Source organism: Pseudomonas sp. EL_65y_Pfl1_R83, assembly GCF_963970695.1.
Lineage (GTDB): Bacteria > Pseudomonadota > Gammaproteobacteria > Pseudomonadales > Pseudomonadaceae > Aquipseudomonas > Aquipseudomonas tritici.
Map to the genome: position 1 here is coordinate 225,832 of NZ_CAXAQI010000007.1, position 17,667 is coordinate 243,498.

14 protein-coding genes are annotated in these 17,667 nt (G+C 61.0%); 3 read left to right on the forward strand and 11 right to left on the reverse strand.

The window, feature by feature from the left end:
* Nucleotides 1-43: 43 nt before the first annotated feature.
* The 5 genes from AACY08_RS12995 to AACY08_RS13015 form a co-directional block, all read right to left on the reverse strand.
* Nucleotides 44-2,476 carry a TonB-dependent siderophore receptor gene (locus tag AACY08_RS12995; protein ID WP_339469765.1) on the reverse strand — a complete coding sequence of 811 codons (2,433 nt, stop codon included), beginning with the start codon at nt 2,474-2,476 and terminating at the stop codon, nt 44-46.
* 133 nt (nt 2,477-2,609) lie between these two features.
* Nucleotides 2,610-3,572: a FecR family protein gene (locus tag AACY08_RS13000; RefSeq protein WP_339469767.1), complete on the reverse strand. Its 963-nt coding sequence runs from the start codon at nt 3,570-3,572 to the stop codon at nt 2,610-2,612.
* Nucleotides 3,569-4,087, reverse strand: a complete 519-nt coding sequence (locus tag AACY08_RS13005; protein WP_065871830.1) for an RNA polymerase sigma factor — start codon at nt 4,085-4,087, stop codon at nt 3,569-3,571. Before AACY08_RS13005 ends, AACY08_RS13000 begins: the two co-directional genes overlap by 4 nt.
* Nucleotides 4,088-4,187: 100 nt before the next feature.
* Nucleotides 4,188-4,895, reverse strand: coding sequence for a 3'-5' exonuclease (locus AACY08_RS13010; RefSeq protein WP_339469769.1), 708 nt, complete (start codon nt 4,893-4,895; stop codon nt 4,188-4,190).
* Nucleotides 4,892-6,814 (reverse strand): putative nucleotidyltransferase substrate binding domain-containing protein, encoded by a 1,923-nt coding sequence (locus tag AACY08_RS13015; RefSeq protein WP_339469770.1) that lies wholly within the window; start codon nt 6,812-6,814, stop codon nt 4,892-4,894. Before AACY08_RS13015 ends, AACY08_RS13010 begins: the two co-directional genes overlap by 4 nt.
* Before the next feature lie 245 nt (nt 6,815-7,059).
* Between AACY08_RS13015 and AACY08_RS13020 the strand changes: the two genes are divergently transcribed.
* Entirely contained in the window at nt 7,060-7,506 is a 447-nt protein-coding gene (locus AACY08_RS13020; RefSeq protein WP_339415461.1) for a response regulator, read from the forward strand.
* Nucleotides 7,507-7,605: 99 nt separating this feature from the next.
* Here the strand turns inward: AACY08_RS13020 and AACY08_RS13025 are convergent, their stop codons facing one another.
* Nucleotides 7,606-9,783 (reverse strand): malate synthase G, encoded by a 2,178-nt coding sequence (locus tag AACY08_RS13025; protein WP_339469771.1) that lies wholly within the window; start codon nt 9,781-9,783, stop codon nt 7,606-7,608.
* Between the two features lie 267 nt (nt 9,784-10,050).
* Between AACY08_RS13025 and AACY08_RS13030 the strand changes: the two genes are divergently transcribed.
* A complete protein-coding gene (locus AACY08_RS13030) occupies nt 10,051-10,563 on the forward strand; it encodes a glycine cleavage system protein R (protein WP_339415370.1) in 513 nt (170 codons plus the stop codon).
* 223 nt (nt 10,564-10,786) lie between these two features.
* Here AACY08_RS13030 and rarD read toward each other — a convergent pair whose 3' ends face one another.
* The 5 genes from rarD to AACY08_RS13055 all read right to left on the reverse strand — a co-directional run bounded on the left by rarD (nt 10,787) and on the right by AACY08_RS13055 (nt 16,508).
* Nucleotides 10,787-11,671 carry an EamA family transporter RarD gene (rarD, locus tag AACY08_RS13035; protein ID WP_339415371.1) on the reverse strand — a complete coding sequence of 295 codons (885 nt, stop codon included), beginning with the start codon at nt 11,669-11,671 and terminating at the stop codon, nt 10,787-10,789.
* Nucleotides 11,672-11,841: 170 nt separating this feature from the next.
* On the reverse strand, nt 11,842-12,816 hold the full coding sequence (locus AACY08_RS13040) for a serine/threonine protein kinase (RefSeq protein WP_106575556.1): 975 nt from the start codon (nt 12,814-12,816) through the stop codon (nt 11,842-11,844).
* Nucleotides 12,817-12,969: 153 nt separating this feature from the next.
* On the reverse strand, nt 12,970-14,868 hold the full coding sequence (locus tag AACY08_RS13045) for a PhoX family protein (protein WP_339469773.1): 1,899 nt from the start codon (nt 14,866-14,868) through the stop codon (nt 12,970-12,972).
* Nucleotides 14,869-14,947: 79 nt separating this feature from the next.
* Entirely contained in the window at nt 14,948-15,712 is a 765-nt protein-coding gene (locus AACY08_RS13050; protein ID WP_339469774.1) for a TOBE domain-containing protein, read from the reverse strand.
* A gap of 58 nt (nt 15,713-15,770) precedes the next feature.
* Entirely contained in the window at nt 15,771-16,508 is a 738-nt protein-coding gene (locus tag AACY08_RS13055; RefSeq protein ID WP_339469775.1) for a ComF family protein, read from the reverse strand.
* Between the two features lie 92 nt (nt 16,509-16,600).
* Here AACY08_RS13055 and bioB point away from each other — a divergent pair, with 92 nt between their 5' ends.
* Nucleotides 16,601-17,656, forward strand: coding sequence for a biotin synthase BioB (gene bioB, locus AACY08_RS13060; RefSeq protein ID WP_339469776.1), 1,056 nt, complete (start codon nt 16,601-16,603; stop codon nt 17,654-17,656).
* Nucleotides 17,657-17,667 lie beyond the last annotated feature (11 nt).

A 17,667-nucleotide genomic window follows, 5' to 3' on the forward strand; every position in this document is an offset into this window, starting at 1 on the left:
CGCAAGCCGCTCAAGGGAGCGGCCTGGTTGTTGGCTCAGCCGATTACCACTGATAGGTGGCGCTGGCGACTACGCTGCGTTGGTCGCCGAAGTAGCAGTAGGAACCGTCACAGGTGGAGATGTAGTCCTTGTTGAATAGGTTGGTGGCGTTGAGTTTGACCGATGCACCTTTGAGGCTGTTGTCGAGGCGGCCCAAGTCGTAATGCACCGCACCGTCGAACACGGTGTAGGCGTTGGCCTTACCCAGCCAGGTATTGCCCTGGTCGCCATAGGTGTTGCCGGTGTAGCGGGCGCCGAAGCCGATACCGAAGCCGTCGAGTACGCCGGTGTGCCAGGTGTAGTCGGTCCACAGCGAAGCTTGCTGGTTGGGCATCAGTTGCAGGCGGTTGCCCTTGAAGTCGCCTTTTTGCACTTCGGATTTGGCCAGGGTGTACGCCGCGATCACCTTGAGGTTCTCGGTCACGTCAGAAACGGCTTCCAGTTCCAGGCCTTTGACTTTCACTTCGCCGGTCTGGTCGGTGATCGGGGTGCCGCTCGTTCCGGTGCTGGTGACCAGTACGTTTTTCTGAGTGAGGCTATAGATCGCCGCACTCAGCAAGGTATTGGAGCCAGGTGGCTGATACTTGATTCCCAGTTCCCATTGCTTACCTTCGGTGGGTTTATACGACTTGACCGGGTCGGCGCTGGCGTTGCTTGCTGGCTGGAAGGATTCGGCGTAGGACAGGTATGGCACGAAGCCCGAATCGAACACATAGCTGACTGCCGCGTTGCCGCTGAAGTTTTTGTTGCGGTCGGTGTTGGTCGCGTCTTGTTTGTTGAAGTACGTGGTGCCTTGGTGCACCCAATCTTCACGACCACCGAGGGTCAGGCGCCAGTTGTTGAGGGCCATCTGGTCTTGCACGTAGAGGCCGGTCTGCACGGTTTTCTGGTTGTAGTCGTAGAACGCATCGGAGCGCGCCGGGCGCACTACCGGCGTGGTATTGACCGGGTTGAAGATATTGACACGCCCGGCACCCCCGAAGATCGACAGGTACGAGGTGTCGGTCCGCTGGTGGTCCAGACCCAGCAACAGGGTGTGGGTGACATCACCGGTGGCGAAGTCGGCCTGGAAGTTGTTATCCACCGCGAACTGTCCGATGTTCTCGTCGACGTTGGTCGAGAGGCGATCCATGTTGCCCGCTGCATCCACTGGAGCGAAGGCATAGGAACCCACGGTCAGTTGCTGGAACGACAACTCCGACTTGGTGTAACGCAGGTTCTGCTTGAACTGCCAGGTATCGTTGAAGCGATGCTCGAAGGCATAACCCAGCGCGTAGTAAGTGCGGTCGTAGAACTCGTAATCTGGATCGCCCAGGTTCTTGTGATGTGATACGTCGCCCGATGGCGATTTGATCTTGGTGCCCACGATCGGCAAGAACTGACTGGTGGCGCCAGTATCGTCACGCGTGAACTGCGACAGCAGCGTCAGCTTGGTGTCGGTGTCAATATTCCACGTCAGACTCGGCGCAATGTTGTAGCGCTTGTTGTCGATGTGGTCGACCTGGGTACCCGCATCGCGTACCACACCGCTGACGCCATACAGGAACTGGCCTTCATCATCGATCTTGCCGGTGCTGGCGAAGTTGATCTGGCGGTAGTTGTCACTGCCGTATTGCACCTGAATGGCATGGCTCGACTCTTCGCTCGGACGCCGACTGACCATGTCCAGCAGGCCACCCGGTGGCGTCTGGCCGTACACCGATGAGGCCGGACCGCGCAGCAGGGCAAGGCGGTCGAGGTTCCAGGTTTCGGCTTTCGGGTTGGCGTACACCCCGCGTGGTAGCGGCAGGCCGTCGAGGAACTGGGTCGGTTCGAAGCCGCGCACGCGCATCCAGTCGTAGCGGGTGTCGCTGCCGTAGCTGGCGGACACGATGCCGGGCATGTATTTGACGGCGTCGTCCAGGTTCTGCACGTTGCGGTCCTGCATCTGCTCGCGGGTGGCGACAGAGATCGAGCGCGGCGCTTCAACCAGCGCAGTGTCGGTTTTGGTGCCGGCGGCAGTGCGCGTGGCCAGGTAGCCTTGCACCGGGCCCCAGGCACTTTCCCGGCCGCTGTCTTGGCCAGTGATGTTGGTGACCGGCAGCGCCATTACGCCCTCTTGAATCGCCACCAAGGTGTAAGTCCCCGCGCTGCTCTGCTCCAGTTGCAACCCCGTCCCACGTAACGCTTCACGCAGCGCACCCGGCGCATCGAACTGGCCCTGGACCGGTGCCGAGGTCTTGCCGGCGGCGAGCGCCGGGCTAAGGGTCAGCGCCAAGCCGCCCTGGCTGGCGATCTGGTTCAGGGTGCTGGCCAGTGGCGCCGCCGGCAGGTTGTACGCACGCACGCTGGACGCCTGCTCGGCGGCGATCAGCACAGTGCTGGCCAGCGGGGCGCTGAGGGCGATGGCCACGGCTAACAGGCTGGGGCGCAACAAGGTGTCTAGGGTGCGGGACATACGGCGGCTCCTGAATGGAAATATTTCTCAATTGCCTAGGAGCCGAACGAGAATCGAAAAGTGATAGGGCGAGGTGAAAATATTTTTCCAGGGTGTTCTTGCCTGCGATAGCGATAGCACGGGCATCGCGAACCTAAGGCTCGCCCTTCACCGTCACCCACCACGGGGTGTGCTGCTCAATCTGCACCGGTAACGTCGGCAGCAGCGCATTCAGCGCCAGCGTGGTGTCGTGCAGCGGGAAACTGCCGGTGATACGCAAGTCGGCCACATCTTTATCCACACCCAGGTAACCGGCGCGGTAGCGGCCGAGTTCCTCGACCACATCCCCCAGGCGGGCGTTGTCGACCACCAGCATGCCGCGGGTCCAGGCGTCGGTGGCGGGGGTGACAGCCAGCAGCGGGCCGAGGCCGTCGCTGCGCATCAGCACTTGCTGGCCTTCCTTGAAGACCTGTTCCTGATGCAGCGCCTCAGGCTGGGCGGCCACCGCCGATTGCAGCACGCTCAAGCGCGTGGCGTCGTCTTCGCGCTTGACGATAAATCGCGTGCCCAGCGCCCGCAGGCTGCCGTCGCGGGTTTGTACATAGAACGGGCGCGCATCGTTGTGGCCGGTCTCGACCAGGATCTCGCCTTCCTGCAACACGATCAGCCGGCGTTTCTCATCAAAACGCACATCGATAGCACTGTGGGTATTGAGGTTGATCAGCGTACCGTCCGCCAGCTTCAGCGTGCGCTGCTCGCCGGTAGCGGTACGTTGGTCCGCCAGCCAATAGTGGATCGGCACGTAGCGCTCACCGGCAAACAACGCCACGCCAATGACCAGTGCAATGCTCGCCAGGCCACTGCCCAGCTTGCGCACGCGCTGGCGAATGCCTTCCCGCGATTGCAACAACGCCACCCGCGCCGGGCCCGAAGCGGCGCTGAAACGCTGGTCGAGCATGCCCAGTTGGCGCCAGGCGCGAGCGTGTTCTTCGTTGCTGGCCAGCCATTTATCGAATTCTTCGCGCTCAACCAGGCTGCCGTCGCCCGAATCGAGGGACAGTTGCCAGGCAATGGCTGCATCCAGCACATGGGCCGAGACCGGTCTGGAACCGTTCACAGCGGCTCACCATACAGGGCGATGTAGCACTGGCGAATGCCCTGGGCCAGGTACTGGCGCACGCGCGGCACGGACACGCCGAGGCGCTGGGCGATTTCCGCATGGCCCATGCCGTCGAGGCGGTTGTAGAGGAAGGCCGCGCGCGCCTTGCTCGACAATTTGCCGAGCAGGCGGTCGATGGCCTTGAGGTCTTCGAGGATCAGTTGCTGTTCTTCCGGCGAAGGGTGTTCGCTTTCCGGGATCAGCATCAGTTCGGTGAGGTAGGCCTGTTCCAGTGCGGCGCGGCGGAAGTAGTCGAACAGCAAGCCCTTGGCGATGGCGACCAGGAACGCCCGAGGTTCGCGGGGTTCGCGCAGTTCATCACGGCCCAGCAGGCGCATGAAAGTGTCTTGGCTCAGGTCTTCGGCGCGGCTTGGGCAGGCCACATTGCGTCGAAGCCAGGCCAGCAGCCAGCCACGATGGTCGCGATACAACGCGCCAACAAGCTCACTGTGTGGGTTCTGGACCGACGACAAGGCATCACCGAATAAACAAGAGGTTTAAATTAACGAGAATTATTCGCGATTGTGTCAGAGCCGTGGGGTGGGTGCAATTGGCGTCTGTCGAGAGAGGGTATTAAAACGATGGCGCGTGTTTACGCCGCTTCCACTGGCTCAAGCGCTCTTGCAGCGTGTGGGGGGTGTCGATCTGTTGCTGGCGTGCGCGGCTGAGCAGGATGAGCATCAGCTCCGCCGTGGCCAGCGCATCGGCGCTGGCATGATGGCGCTCGCCCACGTGCAGGTTGAAGTGGTTGATCCAATCGTCCAGCCCGGCTTCGCGTATATGCGCCTCGGGGCACAGCAGCGGGGCGATGTCGGCAACATCAAGAAACGGATGCGTCAGGCGGTAACCCAGGCTGTCCTTGAGCGCCCGGCACAGCATGTGTTGATCGAACGGTGCGTGGAAGGCCAGCAATGGGCTGTCGCCGACAAATTCCATAAAGTCCAGCAACGCCTCGGCCGGGTCGCTGCCGGCAGCAATGGCACTGGGGCCGAGGCCGTGGATCAATACGCTGGGGCTGAGTTTGGTGTCGGCGCGTTGCAGCGTGCGCTCGAACAATTGAGAAAAGTCCACCGCGCCGTCTTCGATCACCACCGCACCGATGGACAGCACCTGATCACGGTTGAGGTTCAGGCCGCTGGTTTCCAGGTCCACCACCACCCAGCGCTGACTGCGCAAGGAACCTTCGCCCAGCGCGGTGGGCTTGCGCAGTTGCTCCAGGCGTTGTTGCTGCGCGGTATCCAGCCCAGGCTTTTTCGTACGCAGCCAACTGAACAGGCTCACAACTGATACCGCAACGTCAGGCTGCTTTGCAGGCGTTGAGCCTGGCGCAGGGACTCTCGCAGGATGCGCCGGTCCAGGTGGTTGAGGCTGTCCGGGTCGACGCGGTTGGAATACGGCTGATTCTCGCGGGTTTGCAGCTGGTGCTGCTGCATGCGGGTTTGCTGGATGAAGTGGTAGGCCTCTTCATAGGCGGCGCCGTCCAGAGGCTCGATCACTTCCTTGACCACCAGTTGGCGCAGGCGCTCCAGGGTGTTATTGGCGTGGATGCCGTTGGCCAGGGCCAGGAGGCGCGCGCCGTCGACAAACGGCGTCAGGCCTTGCACCTTGAGGTCGAGAGTGGCTTTTTCGCCGCCTTTACGCGTCAGTACAAACTCGCGGAAGCGTCCTACGGGCGGCCGTTGGCGCAACGCGTTTTCAGCCAGCATGCGTTGGAACAAGCGGTTATCCGCGACCTGGTCGAGAATGCCCTGGCGCAATTGCTCGCAACCACGCTCATCGCCCCACACCACGCGCAGGTCAAAATAAATGCTGGAGCCCAGCAGATTCTCCGGCGTCGCCTCGCGGATAAACGCCGCAAAACGCCGCGCCCATTCCGCTCGGGACAGGCAAAGCTCTGGGTTGCCGGCCATGATGTTGCCCTTGCACAGGCTGAACCCGCACAACGCCAGGCTCTGGTTGATCTGCTGTGCCAGCGGCAACAGGCGACTACGGATCTGCGCTGCTTCGGCGGTGTCCTTGGCATCGAACAGAATGCCGTTGTCCTGGTCGGTGTACAGCGTCTGCTCGCGACGACCTTCGCTGCCAAAACACAACCAACTGAATGGCACGCCGGGGTCGCCTTTTTCAGCCAGCGTGAGTTCGATCACCCGGCATACGGTGTGATCGTTAAGCAGCGTAATGATGTGCGTGATCTGGGTAGACGACGCGCCATGGGCCAGCATGCGTTCGACCAACTGGCCGATCTCGCCGCGAATCGCCACCAGGTTTTCCACGCGTGGCGCGTTACGGATGGTGCGCGCCAGGTGCACCAGGTCTACCCGTTGCAGGGAAAACAGATCGCGCTCGGACACCACGCCACACAGGCGTTGGTCTTTGACCAGGCACACATGGGCGATATGCCGTTCGGTCATGGCGATGGCGGCGTCGAAGGCGCTGTGGTCCGGGGTCAGGAAGAAGGGCGCCTGGGTCATGTGGCCTTCGATGCCTTGGGTGAAATCGCTGGTGCCATCGGCCACCACTTGGCGCAAGTCGCGCAGGGTGAAAATGCCCAGGGGCGCCTGGCCCTCATCGACGATCACAATGCTGCCCACCTGTTGTTCGTGCATCATCGTCACCGCTTCGCGCAGCGGCGTGGTTGGGCTGCACATCACTGGGTGGCGCATGGCCAATTCACCCAGGCGGGTGTTCAGTGAGTATTGAGTGCCGAGGGTCTCCACGGCTTTTTGTTGCACCTGTTGATTAACCGTGTCCAACAGGCTGCTGACGCCACGCAGGGAGAAGTCGCGAAACGGGCTGGACAGCGCGAACAGCTTGATAAACGCCGGTTTGTTCAGTTGCAGGCAGAAGGTGTCTTCGGCCGCCTTGTGCTCGGTGCGGGTTGCCCGTTCACCTAACAGCGCCGCGAGGGGAAAGCACTCGCCCGTCGCGATTTCAAAAGTGGTTTCGGCGCTGTCCGGGCGCTCACCTACGACCCGTCCCTGCTTGACGATATAAAAGTGTTCAACCGGCCCGCCCGACGGTTTAAGGATGCTGTCGCCGGGGCCATAAAATCGCAGCTGGCACTGTTCCACCAAAAACGCCAGGTGTGCGTTTTCCATCTGGTTGAAGGGCGGGAAGCGTTGCAAGAACTGCAGGGTGCCGTGAATGTTTTGCAACACAGCAGTCTTCCCCGCCTGGGCGAAGGCATCAGCTTTACTCATAACAGTGGCCGCATTTTTTGTCGTTATCGTCCCTCATGGTCGACTCGCACGCGGCGGGTGCCCATTGGACGTAAGTCTAGGTCGATACAAACCGCACTCACCTAGGGGAAAGCCTTACATGACTATCGTCCAAAACCCGTAGAACGCCCACTAGTCAGACTTTCCGACGAAGTGCACATTGTTTGACCCTCCGGTGATGTCTGACGTCTGAGCGGAGGGGATTGATGAGAACTGCTGAGAACCGTATGTCCGACCACGATATTTTAAGCGATGCCGAGCGCGAGGCGCTGAGCGCTGTGATGCTGGAGCCTGATCTACCGCCACAGCGCGTGTTGATCGTCGATGACGACAAAGACGCGCGTGAACTGCTGGCGGAAATCCTGGGCCTGGACGGCATTCGCTGCATGACCGCCGAGAATGGTGAGGCGGCGTGGTACATGTTGAATTCCAGCAGCTCCATCGGTTTGCTCATCACCGACCTGCGCATGGCGCCCAGCAATGGCCTGGAACTGATCCGCCAGGTTCGCGAATCCACGCGTGCGGCGTTGCCCATCATCATCATGTCGGGGGACGCGGAAGCGCCGGATGTGATCGATGCGATGCATTTGAGTGTGGTGGATTTTTTGTTGAAGCCGATTGATAGCGCGAAGTTGGCGAAGTTGGTGAAGCGGGAGCTGGGGATGGCGTCCTGACTCTGTGTTGACGGTGATGGCCTCTTCGCGAGCAAGCGCCAGTCCAGCCGTCACAAAACCCAATAAAAAGCCCTGATCTCGCGACCAGGGCTTTTTCATTTACAGGCCGTTTTTAGCCTTGAACTCCCGCCGCCGACGGTGCAATACCGGCTCGGTATACCCATTCGGCTGTTTGGTCCCTTCAATCACCAACTCCACCGCCGCCTGGAACGCGATGTTGCTGTCGAAATCCGGTGCCAGCGGGCGATACAACTTATCCCCGGCATTCTGACGGTCCACCACCGGCGCCATGCGCTTGAGGCTTTCCATCACTTGGGCTTCGTTGACGATGCCGTGGCGCAGCCAGTTGGCGATGTGCTGGCTGGAGATGCGCAGGGTGGCGCGGTCTTCCATCAGGCCCACATCGTTGATGTCCGGCACTTTCGAGCAGCCGACGCCCTGGTCGATCCAGCGCACGACGTAGCCAAGGATGCCCTGGGCGTTGTTGTCCAGCTCGTTGCGGACTTCTTCGTCAGACCAGTCGGTGGTGCTGGCCAGAGGAATCGTCAGGATGTCGTCCACCGAGGCGCGCTCGCGCTTGGCCAGTTCGGCCTGGCGGGCGAAAACGTCGACCTTGTGGTAGTGCAACGCGTGCAATGCGGCTGCCGTTGGCGACGGCACCCAGGCAGTGTTGGCACCGGCCAATGGATGGGCGATTTTCTGTTCGAGCATCGCCGCCATCAGGTCGGGCATGGCCCACATGCCTTTACCGATCTGCGCGCGACCTTGCAGGCCGGTGCTCAAGCCGATATCGACGTTCCAGTTTTCGTAGGCGCCAATCCACTTCTCGGCCTTCATCGCGGCCTTGCGCACCATCGCGCCGGCTTCCATGGAGGTGTGGATTTCGTCGCCAGTGCGGTCAAGGAAGCCGGTGTTGATAAACACCACACGCTCGCTGGCCGCCTTGATGCAGGCCTTGAGGTTGACCGTGGTGCGGCGTTCCTCGTCCATGATCCCGACTTTCAGCGTGTTGCGCGGCAGGTTCAGCACGTCTTCGATGCGCCCGAACAGCTCGTTGGTGAACGCCGCTTCTTCGGGGCCGTGCATTTTCGGTTTAACGATGTACACAGAGCCGGTGCGGCTGTTCTTGCGGCTGCTGTTGCCGTTGAGGCTGTGGATCGCCGCGAGGCTGGTGAGCAAGCCGTCAAGAATGCCTTCCGGCACCTCGTTGGCGTTTTTGTCGAGGATCGCGTCGATGGTCATCAGGTGACCCACGTTGCGTACGAACAACAGCGAACGACCGTGCAGGGTGACATCCTTGCCATCCACGCCGGTGTAGACGCGGTCGGCGTTCATGGTGCGGGTAAAGGTCTTACCGCCCTTGGCTACTTCTTCGGCCAGGTCGCCCTTCATCAGGCCGAGCCAGTTGCGGTAGATCACCACCTTGTCATCGGCATCGACGGCGGCGACGGAGTCTTCGCAGTCCATGATGGTGGTCAGCGCGGCTTCCATCAGCACGTCTTTGACGCCGGCGGCATCGGTCTGGCCGACCGGGGTGCTGGCGTCGATCTGGATTTCGAAGTGCAGGCCGTTGTTTTTCAGCAGGATCGCAATCGGCTCAGCCGCAGGGCCTTGGAAACCGATCAACTGCGCGTCGTCACGCAGGCCGCTGTTGCTGCCGCCCTTGAGGCTGACGATCAGCTTGCCATCGGCAATCTTGTAGCCGGTGGACTCGGCGTGGCTGCCGGCGCTGAGCGGGGCGGCCTCATCGAGAAAAGCGCGGGCGAAGGCGATAACCTTGTCGCCGCGCACTTTGTTGTAGCCCTGGCCCTTCTCGGCGCCATCGGCTTCACTGATGGCGTCGGTGCCATACAGTGCGTCATACAACGAACCCCAGCGCGCATTCGAGGCGTTGAGTGCGAAGCGCGCGTTCATCACCGGCACGACCAACTGAGGGCCGGCCATGCGGGCGATTTCGTCATCGACGTTTTGGGTTGTGGCCTGGAAGTCTGCAGCTTCTGGCAGCAGGTAGCCGATGTCTTGCAGAAAGGCTTTGTAGGCCACCGGGTCGTGAGCCTGGCCGGCGTGGGTCTGGTGCCAGGTATCGATGCGCACCTGGAAATCGTCGCGTTTGGCGAGTAGGGCTTTGTTCTTCGGTGCCAGATCATGGATGACCTTGTCGGCACCGGCCCAGAACTGGTCGGCAGTGATGCCCGTACCGGGAATGGCTTCGTTGTTCACGAAGTCGAACAGGACTTTGGCGACCTGCAGGCCACCGACTTGAACGTGTTCAGTCATTGCTTGCCTCACTCTGCGGAGCTTATGCGCTTTTTCAGATTTTCATTATGTAGTGCACGGTTGGGCATACTACATGATGACTTGCGGTTGTGAAAATTAGACTAAATACGTCGTTTAGCGACCCACTTTGGTCGTACGGTCACAGCGGAGAATCGGATGTTCTCAAAAAACTATTGGATTGTTCCAGATAAATATAAAAATGGTACACGATTTGTTTTCAAGGGCTTCCGGGTCCACCTTGTAGATTGAATTCCAGAGGGCTTTGCCATGGACCATCTTGTACTCACAATTATCGCCGCCGACAAACCCGGGCTGGTTGAACGCATTGCGCAGAACATCAACGCCCACGGCGGCAACTGGCTGGAAAGCCGCATGGCGCACATGGCCGGGCAGTTTGCCGGGATCCTGCGGGTCAGTGTACCGACGCAGAGCCGTCAGGCGTTGGTGGGCGCGCTGGAGGATTTATCCACACACGGCATTCGTGTGCTGGTGGGTGAGGGCAGCACTGGCCAGGCTTCAGCATCCAAAGCGATTGTGATGACGCTGGTGGGCAACGACCGTTCGGGCATCGTGCGCGAGATCACGGCGCTGCTGAGCCAGCAGGGGGTGAACCTGGCGAGTCTGAGCACTGACGTTCGCCCGGCCCCTATGAGCGGTGACCCGTTGTTCACTGCCGAGGCGCTGTTGCAGGTGCCGGCAGCATTATCCCTGGATGTATTGCAGTTATCCCTGGAAACCCTGGCGGATGACTTGATGGTGGAGTTGCACCACGAGGAATAATCGGGCCATGAGGTTATGCATGGAAATCTTGCATGGGCCTGTGGATAACCTGTAGAGACCCGGCGCCAGGCCAGACCGGCCGGGCTTCTCCGTCAGCTGAGCAAAAAACGAGCAGTTTCAAGGGCTTGTGCACAAATGGCGGGGATCAGGTTGTGGATAACCTTGGGATGGGTGTCTGCAAGTCACGCCGACCGTGCCTTGCAGAGGTTTGTACGTTATTTGATCAGCGTTTTCGCACGCTCAGCCAGATATCCACGCTGTACACCACCAGGCCTGCCCAGATAAAGGCGAAGGCAGTCAACGTGCTCGGCGCCAGGTGTTCGCCGAACAGCAGCACGGCCTCCAGTAGCACCAGCGTCGGCGCCACATACTGCAGGAAGCCTAGCGCGGTGTAAGGCAAATGCCGTGCGGCGGCGTTGAAACACACCAGCGGGATCAGCGTCACCGGGCCCGCAGCTACCAGCCACCAGGCTTCTGAGGTGCTCCAAAATTCCAGCTGCGCACTGTGGGCCGTTGGGTTGAACAGCAGCCATGCGACAGCAATGGGCACCAGCATCCAGGTTTCTACCACCAGCCCCGGCAACGCTTTCACCGGCGCCTGTTTACGGATCAATCCGTAAAAGCCAAAGGTCAACGCCAGCACCAGCGACACCCACGGCAAGCTGCCCACCTGCCACACCTGTTGCGCCACACCCGCTGCAGCCAGCCCGACGGCGACCCATTGCAGACGGCGCAGGCGTTCACCCAGGATCAGCATGCCCAGCAGCACATTGACCAGCGGGTTGATGTAGTAACCCAGGCTCGCTTCCAGCATGCGCCCCGTATTCACCGACCACACATACGTCAGCCAGTTGGCCGCAATCAGCGAACCGCTGAGGGCCAGGATCGCCAGGCGCTTGGGGTTGTCACGCAGTTCGCGGAACCAGCCGGGGTGTTTCCACACCATCAGCAGCAAACCGCCGAACAGCGCTGACCACAGTACGCGGTGCACGATGATCTCGGCGGCGGGTACGCTGGCGATGGCTTTGAAGTAGAGCGGGAACAGACCCCAGATGACATAGGCGCTAAGGCCCAGGATGTACCCCTTGCGGGGGTTGGCGGCTTGCATGCGGAATCCTTGCTTAGGCAGCTAACAAAGCGTAATTGTAAGGATATTTCTCAGGCATTGGGATCTGCTTTCTGTGGGCGCCGGGCTTGCCCGCGATAGCATCATCTCGGTTCTCCTGCACAACCGAGGTGCCTGCATCGCGGGCAAGCCCGGCGTCCACAGAGAAGCCGTCAGAAGAGTTTCAGAGGTTCTTCGTTCAGGGCCGAGAGTTGTTCGCGCAATGCCAACACCTGGTCGCCCCAATAGCGCTCACTGCCAAACCAGGGAAAGCTGTGGGGAAACGCCGGGTCATCCCAGCGCCGTGCCAGCCAGGCGCTGTAGTGCATCAGGCGCAGGGCGCGCAACGGTTCGATCAACGCCAGTTCACGCGGGTCGAAGTCGTGGAATTCCTGATAGCCGTCCATCAATTCCGACAACTGTCCCAGACATTCTTGACGGTCTCCGGCGAGCATCATCCACAGGTCCTGCACCGCCGGGCCCATGCGGCAGTCATCCAGGTCGACGATATGGAACATCTCGTCACGGCACATCATGTTGCCGGGATGGCAATCGCCGTGCATACGGATGTTCTTGTGCGGCGTGGCCTTGTACACCTCTTCCACGCGTTTGAGCAGGTCGCGCGCCACGGACTCGTAGGCCGGCAGCAGGCTCTTGGGAATGAAGTTGCCTTCCAGCAGGGTGGTTAGGGAATCGTGCCCGAAGTTCTTCACGCCCAAGGCTTCACGGTGTTCGAACGGGCGGGTGGAACCCACCGCATGCAAACGGCCAAGCAGTTGCCCAAGGCGATACAGCTGATCCAGATTGCCCGGCTCCGGCGCACGGCCGCCACGGCGTGGGAACAAGGTGAAGCGGAAACCGGCGTGTTCGAACAGGCTTTCGCCATTGTGGATCAGTGGCGCCACCACCGGCACTTCGCATTCGGCCAGTTCGAAGGTGAAACGGTGTTCTTCAAGGATCGCCTCGTTAGTCCAGCGCTGTGGGCGATAGAACTTGGCGATCAACGGTTCGGAGTCTTCGATGCCCACTTGGTAAACGCGGTTTTCGTAGCTGTTAAGCGCGAGAATGCGCGCATCGCTGAGGAAGCCGATACTTTCGACAGCGTCGAGCACCAGGTCGGGAGTGAGTGTTTCAAACGGATGGGCCATGCAAACTCCTGCGCGCAGCAGGTCGCCGCGTCCGGCCGGGTATGGTAACGCACACGAGCATAGATAGGTGGTGGCTGTGGGGACGCCTTCGCGAGCAAGTCGAAGCGTCTAACCGCCGGTTCGACGCTTCGACTTGCTCGCGAAAGCGGTCTATCAGGCGCCGACGATACCGCCGTCATCCCGTCGAATCGCCATCACCGACGAACGCGGCTTGCCATTCGGTAGGTGCTCCGGCCAGGTGGAGCCGCCGGTTTCACCCGGATGCTGAATCCCCACAAACAACGTCTTCTGATCCGGCGAGAAGCTGATGCCCGTCACTTCACAGGCCACAGGGCCAACCATGAAACGACGGATTTCCCCGGTGGTCGGGTCAGCGCAGAGCATCTGGTTATTACCCATCCCCGCGAAATCACCCGCGTTGCTGTAGTCGCCGTCGGTCAGAATCCACAGCCGCCCGGCCTTGTCGAAACCCAAGCCATCAGGGCTGTTGAACATATTTTGCGGGTTGATATTCGACGAACCGCCCTTCGGCGTGCCGGCGTGAACGCCAGGGTTGCCGGCCACCACAAACAGGTCCCAAGTAAATGCCATGCTGGCGTGGTTATCGGCGTCGGCTTTCCAGCGCAGGATCTGGCCGTAGACGTTTTTCTCACGGGGGTTGGGGCCGCCGACGGGCTGGCCGTCTTCACCGCGCTTGGCGTTGTTGGTGAGGGTGCAATAGACCTGGCCATCGGTGGGGCTGACCACGATCCATTCCGGGCGGTCCATGCGCGTGGCTTTCACCACACTGGCGGCGAGGCGCGCGTGGATCAGCACTTCGGCCTGGCTGTTGAAACCGCTGCTGGCGTCGATGCCGTTTTTGCCATGGGTCAGCTCGACCCACTGGCCCTTGCCCTTGGGGTGGTCGGCATTGCCGTCGCCCGCGTCGAAGATCGCCACATACAGGGTGCCGTGGTCGAGCAGGTCTTTGTTGGCCTTGGGGTTCTTATGGTTGATCTTGTCGCGGCTGACGAACTTGTAGATGAACTCGCCGCGCTCGTCGTCGCCCATGTACACCACGGCGCGGCCGTCGCGGGTTTCAGCGAGGGCAGCGTTCTCGTGTTTGAAGCGGCCCAGGGCGGTGCGCTTGGCTGGGGTGGATTGCGGGTCGAACGGGTCGATTTCCACGACCCAGCCATGGCGATTGAGCTCGTTGGGGTTCTTGGCCAGGTCAAAGCGCGGGTCGTGCTGGTGCCAGTTGATGTCTTTGCTGGCGGCGCCGGCGCCGTAGCGTTTCTGCCCGGCATCAAACGTTTGCTGTGGGTTGCTGCTGCCAAAGCAGTCGGTGAAGTTCTCTTCACAGGTCAGATAAGTGCCCCACGGGGTTTTGCCGTTGGCGCAGTTCTGGAAGGTGCCGAGGGCTTTCTTGCCGGATGTGTCGGCGCTGGTTTTCAGCCATTCGTGACCGGCGGCGGGGCCGCTCAGACGGATCGGCGAGTTGCCGTGGATGCGCCGGTTGTAGCGCGAGTCCTGGACGAATTGCCAGGTGTCACCCTTGCGCCGCACTTCGATCACCGACACGCCTTCGCTGGCCTGCGCCTTGCGCACGTCTTCGGCCGATTGCGGCGCGCCGCCGTGGGCAAAGAGGTAGCGGTAGTTGGTGTATTCGTTGTTGATCGCCATCAGGGCGCGGTTGTCGTCGCCGGGGAAGGCGAACAGGCTCATGCCGTCGTTGTTGTCACCGAACTGCTGTTCCTGAGCGTTGGCCGTGCCGTTGCCGGACGGGTCGAACGCCGGCGCGCTCTTGCTCAGCGGCTGGCCCCAACTGATCAACACCGAAGCGCTGTAGCCCGGCGGCAAAGTGATAGCGTCGCTGGTAGCGGCGGCGATGCTGGTAAAACCCAACAGCGGGCTGGCGGTGGCGGCGTTGACGGCCAGGGCGCTGCGTGTCAGCAGGTTGCCGCCCAGGAACATCGCGGCACCGCACAAAGCGCCGGCGCCGATAAAGCGGCGGCGGGTGAGGCCGACCATCTGCTCAAGGTCGGTGGCTTGGTTTTCTTCTAATAGGCTCATCTCAGGCTCCCTGCGGTTTTTGCAGACACCTTAAGGAGCGGGCGTGACGAAATTGTTGCAGTTAAAAGAAGGTGGCGACTTACACCGGTGTTCCCAGCAGCACATTGCTCGGCGCGAACTGCACCAGGATCGTCTGGCCTCTGGCTGCGCCGAGGGCGTTGAGCGTGTCGCGCTGCGCCAGGGCGCATAGAACCTGGCCGTTGGGCAGCACGATGCGGACTTCGCTGGGGCCGTCGTCGGCATCGAGAATGGCGTCGACGGTGCCGCTCATGCAATTGTGTCCAGTTGTTGCAGAAACCTCGGGTGCGAGCAATTCCAACCAGCCCGCCTTGATCAGTGCGACCACTTCCACGCCAGTTTCCAGCTCCAGTCGCTGCGTGCTGTCGTGAGTGATCTGCGCATCCAGGGTCAGCCCGCCAGCCAGTTGCAGGCGGACCAGATCATTGCGGCCATGATGCTCGATGGCGCAGACTTGACCATGCAGTTGATTGCGCGCGCTGGTGCGCAGCATCAAGCGGCCGAGCAGGTTGAAGTCACTGGCGGCTTCATCAGAGCCCAGCACTTGGGCCTGTAACACTTGCAGGCGCTGGTAAAGACGCAACACTCGCTCACCCTCGACCGTCAGCTTGGCGCCGCCGCCGCCCTTGCCGCCGACGCTGCGTTCCACCAGTGGTTTTTGCGCAAGATTGTTCAGCTCGTCGATAGCATCCCACGCCGCCTTGTAACTCAAACCAGCGCTTTTCGCCGCGCGGGTGATGGAGCCCTGCTCGGCGATATGCGCCAGCAAGGCAATGCGCTGTGGGCGACGGATGATGTGCTGGCTGAGGGAGGCTGGCAGAGACATGTGGGTACGCTTCGATGAGATGGGCCGAACGTTGCGGGCAAGGTTGGCTGGAGTCAAGTCAGCTGCCCGGTTTGGGCGTGCGCGCCAGGCAGTACACATCAACCTGTCGCGCGCCGGCCTTCATCAACAGTTGCGCCAGGCTGTGGGCGGTGGCGCCGGTGGTGAGTACGTCGTCCACCAAGGCAAAGTGCCGGTCTTGCACTTGGGCGCCGGGGGCCAGGGCAAAGGCGCCGAGCAGATTGCGCTTGCGAGTCTTGGCGTCGAGGGCTTGCTGGGCGACCGTATCATGAGGGCGTAACAACACATGTTCATCGTGGGGGAGGTTCAGCTCGCTGCTGAGCCAACGCGTCAGCATCAAGGCCTGGTTATAGCCGCGCTCGCGCAGGCGTTTGCGCGCCATGGGCACCGGCAGCAAGCAATCCGGGCGTGTGAGTTCAGTGTTGTCCAGGCGGTACTGCAGGTGTTGCGCCAATAGTCTTGCGAGCATCTGCCCGAAGGGCCAGCGCGCCTGGTGTTTGAAGCGGCTGATCAGGCTGTCGATGGGAAAGCTGTAGGTCCAGGGGGCGATCACCTGTTTAAAGGGCGGTGGTTGTCTCTGGCATTGGCCGCACACCAAACCCTCCATCGGCAGTGGAAGGGCGCACACGTCGCAGTGCTCCAGCAGCCAAGGCAGCTCGGTTTCGCAGACGTTGCACACACAATGGGTGGATTGCGTCGCCTCATCGCAGATTAAGCAGGTCTGTACGGTTTTTAACCAGATGTAAACCTGGTGTTTATGCTCTGGTTGACAGTGCATGAATCTTCCTTAAATATGCCGAGCATCCGTGTCGTGCCTGTGGGTATTGCCCTTCCCACAGCGTTTGCCAAAGCATAATCAAGGAATCGCCCATGAGCGCCAGCACCACCGCCACTTTGCGTCACGATTGGTCTCTCGCCGAAGTCAAAGCGCTGTTCGTGCAGCCGTTCAATGACCTGTTGTTCCAGGCGCAGACCGTGCACCGCGCGCATTTCGACGCCAACCGTGTGCAAGTGTCGACGCTGCTCTCGATCAAAACGGGTGCCTGCCCGGAAGATTGCAAATATTGTCCGCAGTCGGGCCACTACAACACGGGCCTCGAAAAAGAAAAGCTGATGGAAGTGCAGAAGGTCCTCGAAGAGGCCGCTCGCGCCAAAGCCATCGGCTCGACGCGTTTCTGCATGGGCGCCGCCTGGAAGCACCCGTCGGCCAAAGACATGCCTTACGTGCTGCAGATGGTCAAAGGCGTGAAGGCCATGGGCCTGGAAACCTGCATGACCCTCGGCCGCTTGGACCAGGATCAGACCGAGGCCCTGGCCCAGGCCGGCCTTGACTACTACAACCACAACCTCGATACCTCGCCGGAGTTCTACGGCAGCATTATCACTACCCGCACCTATGGCGAGCGCCTGCAAACCCTGGCCTATGTGCGTGATTCGGGGATGAAGATCTGCTCTGGTGGCATCCTTGGCATGGGCGAGTCCCTCGACGACCGCGCCAACTTGCTGATCCAACTGGCCAACCTGCCTGAGCATCCTGAGTCAGTGCCGATCAACATGCTGGTGAAGGTCGCCGGTACGCCGCTGGAAAATGCCGAGGATATCGACCCCTTCGACTTCATCCGCATGCTGGCCGTGGCGCGCATCCTGATGCCGCAATCCCACGTGCGCCTGTCGGCCGGCCGTGAGGCGATGAACGAGCAGATGCAGGCTTTGGCGTTTTTTGCCGGTGCCAACTCGATCTTCTACGGCGACAAATTGCTGACCACCGCCAACCCACAGGCTGACAAGGACATGCAACTGTTCTCGCGCCTGGGCATCCTGCCGCAAGCGCGGGAAGAGCACGCGGATGAAGTGCATCAGGCCGCGATCGAGCAGGCGTTGGTGGAGCAGAAGAGCAGCGAGCAGTTCTATAACGCCGCTGTGTGACCCCCCCGGTC

Excerpts from the sequence above, each read along its gene's own strand:
- rarD (WP_339415371.1), bottom strand. The coding sequence starts at position 11,671 with ATGCAAGCCGCCAACCCCCGCAAGGGGTACATCCTGGGCCTTAGCGCC.
- AACY08_RS13030 (WP_339415370.1), top strand. The coding sequence starts at position 10,051 with ATGGACCATCTTGTACTCACAATTATCGCCGCCGACAAACCCGGGCTG.
- AACY08_RS13025 (WP_339469771.1), bottom strand. The coding sequence starts at position 9,783 with ATGACTGAACACGTTCAAGTCGGTGGCCTGCAGGTCGCCAAAGTCCTG.
- AACY08_RS13040 (WP_106575556.1), bottom strand. The coding sequence starts at position 12,816 with ATGGCCCATCCGTTTGAAACACTCACTCCCGACCTGGTGCTCGACGCT.
- bioB (WP_339469776.1), top strand. The coding sequence starts at position 16,601 with ATGAGCGCCAGCACCACCGCCACTTTGCGTCACGATTGGTCTCTCGCC.
- AACY08_RS12995 (WP_339469765.1), bottom strand. The coding sequence starts at position 2,476 with ATGTCCCGCACCCTAGACACCTTGTTGCGCCCCAGCCTGTTAGCCGTG.
- AACY08_RS13050 (WP_339469774.1), bottom strand. The coding sequence starts at position 15,712 with ATGTCTCTGCCAGCCTCCCTCAGCCAGCACATCATCCGTCGCCCACAG.
- AACY08_RS13045 (WP_339469773.1), bottom strand. The coding sequence starts at position 14,868 with ATGAGCCTATTAGAAGAAAACCAAGCCACCGACCTTGAGCAGATGGTC.
- AACY08_RS13055 (WP_339469775.1), bottom strand. The coding sequence starts at position 16,508 with ATGCACTGTCAACCAGAGCATAAACACCAGGTTTACATCTGGTTAAAA.
- AACY08_RS13020 (WP_339415461.1), top strand. The coding sequence starts at position 7,060 with ATGTCCGACCACGATATTTTAAGCGATGCCGAGCGCGAGGCGCTGAGC.
- AACY08_RS13015 (WP_339469770.1), bottom strand. The coding sequence starts at position 6,814 with ATGAGTAAAGCTGATGCCTTCGCCCAGGCGGGGAAGACTGCTGTGTTG.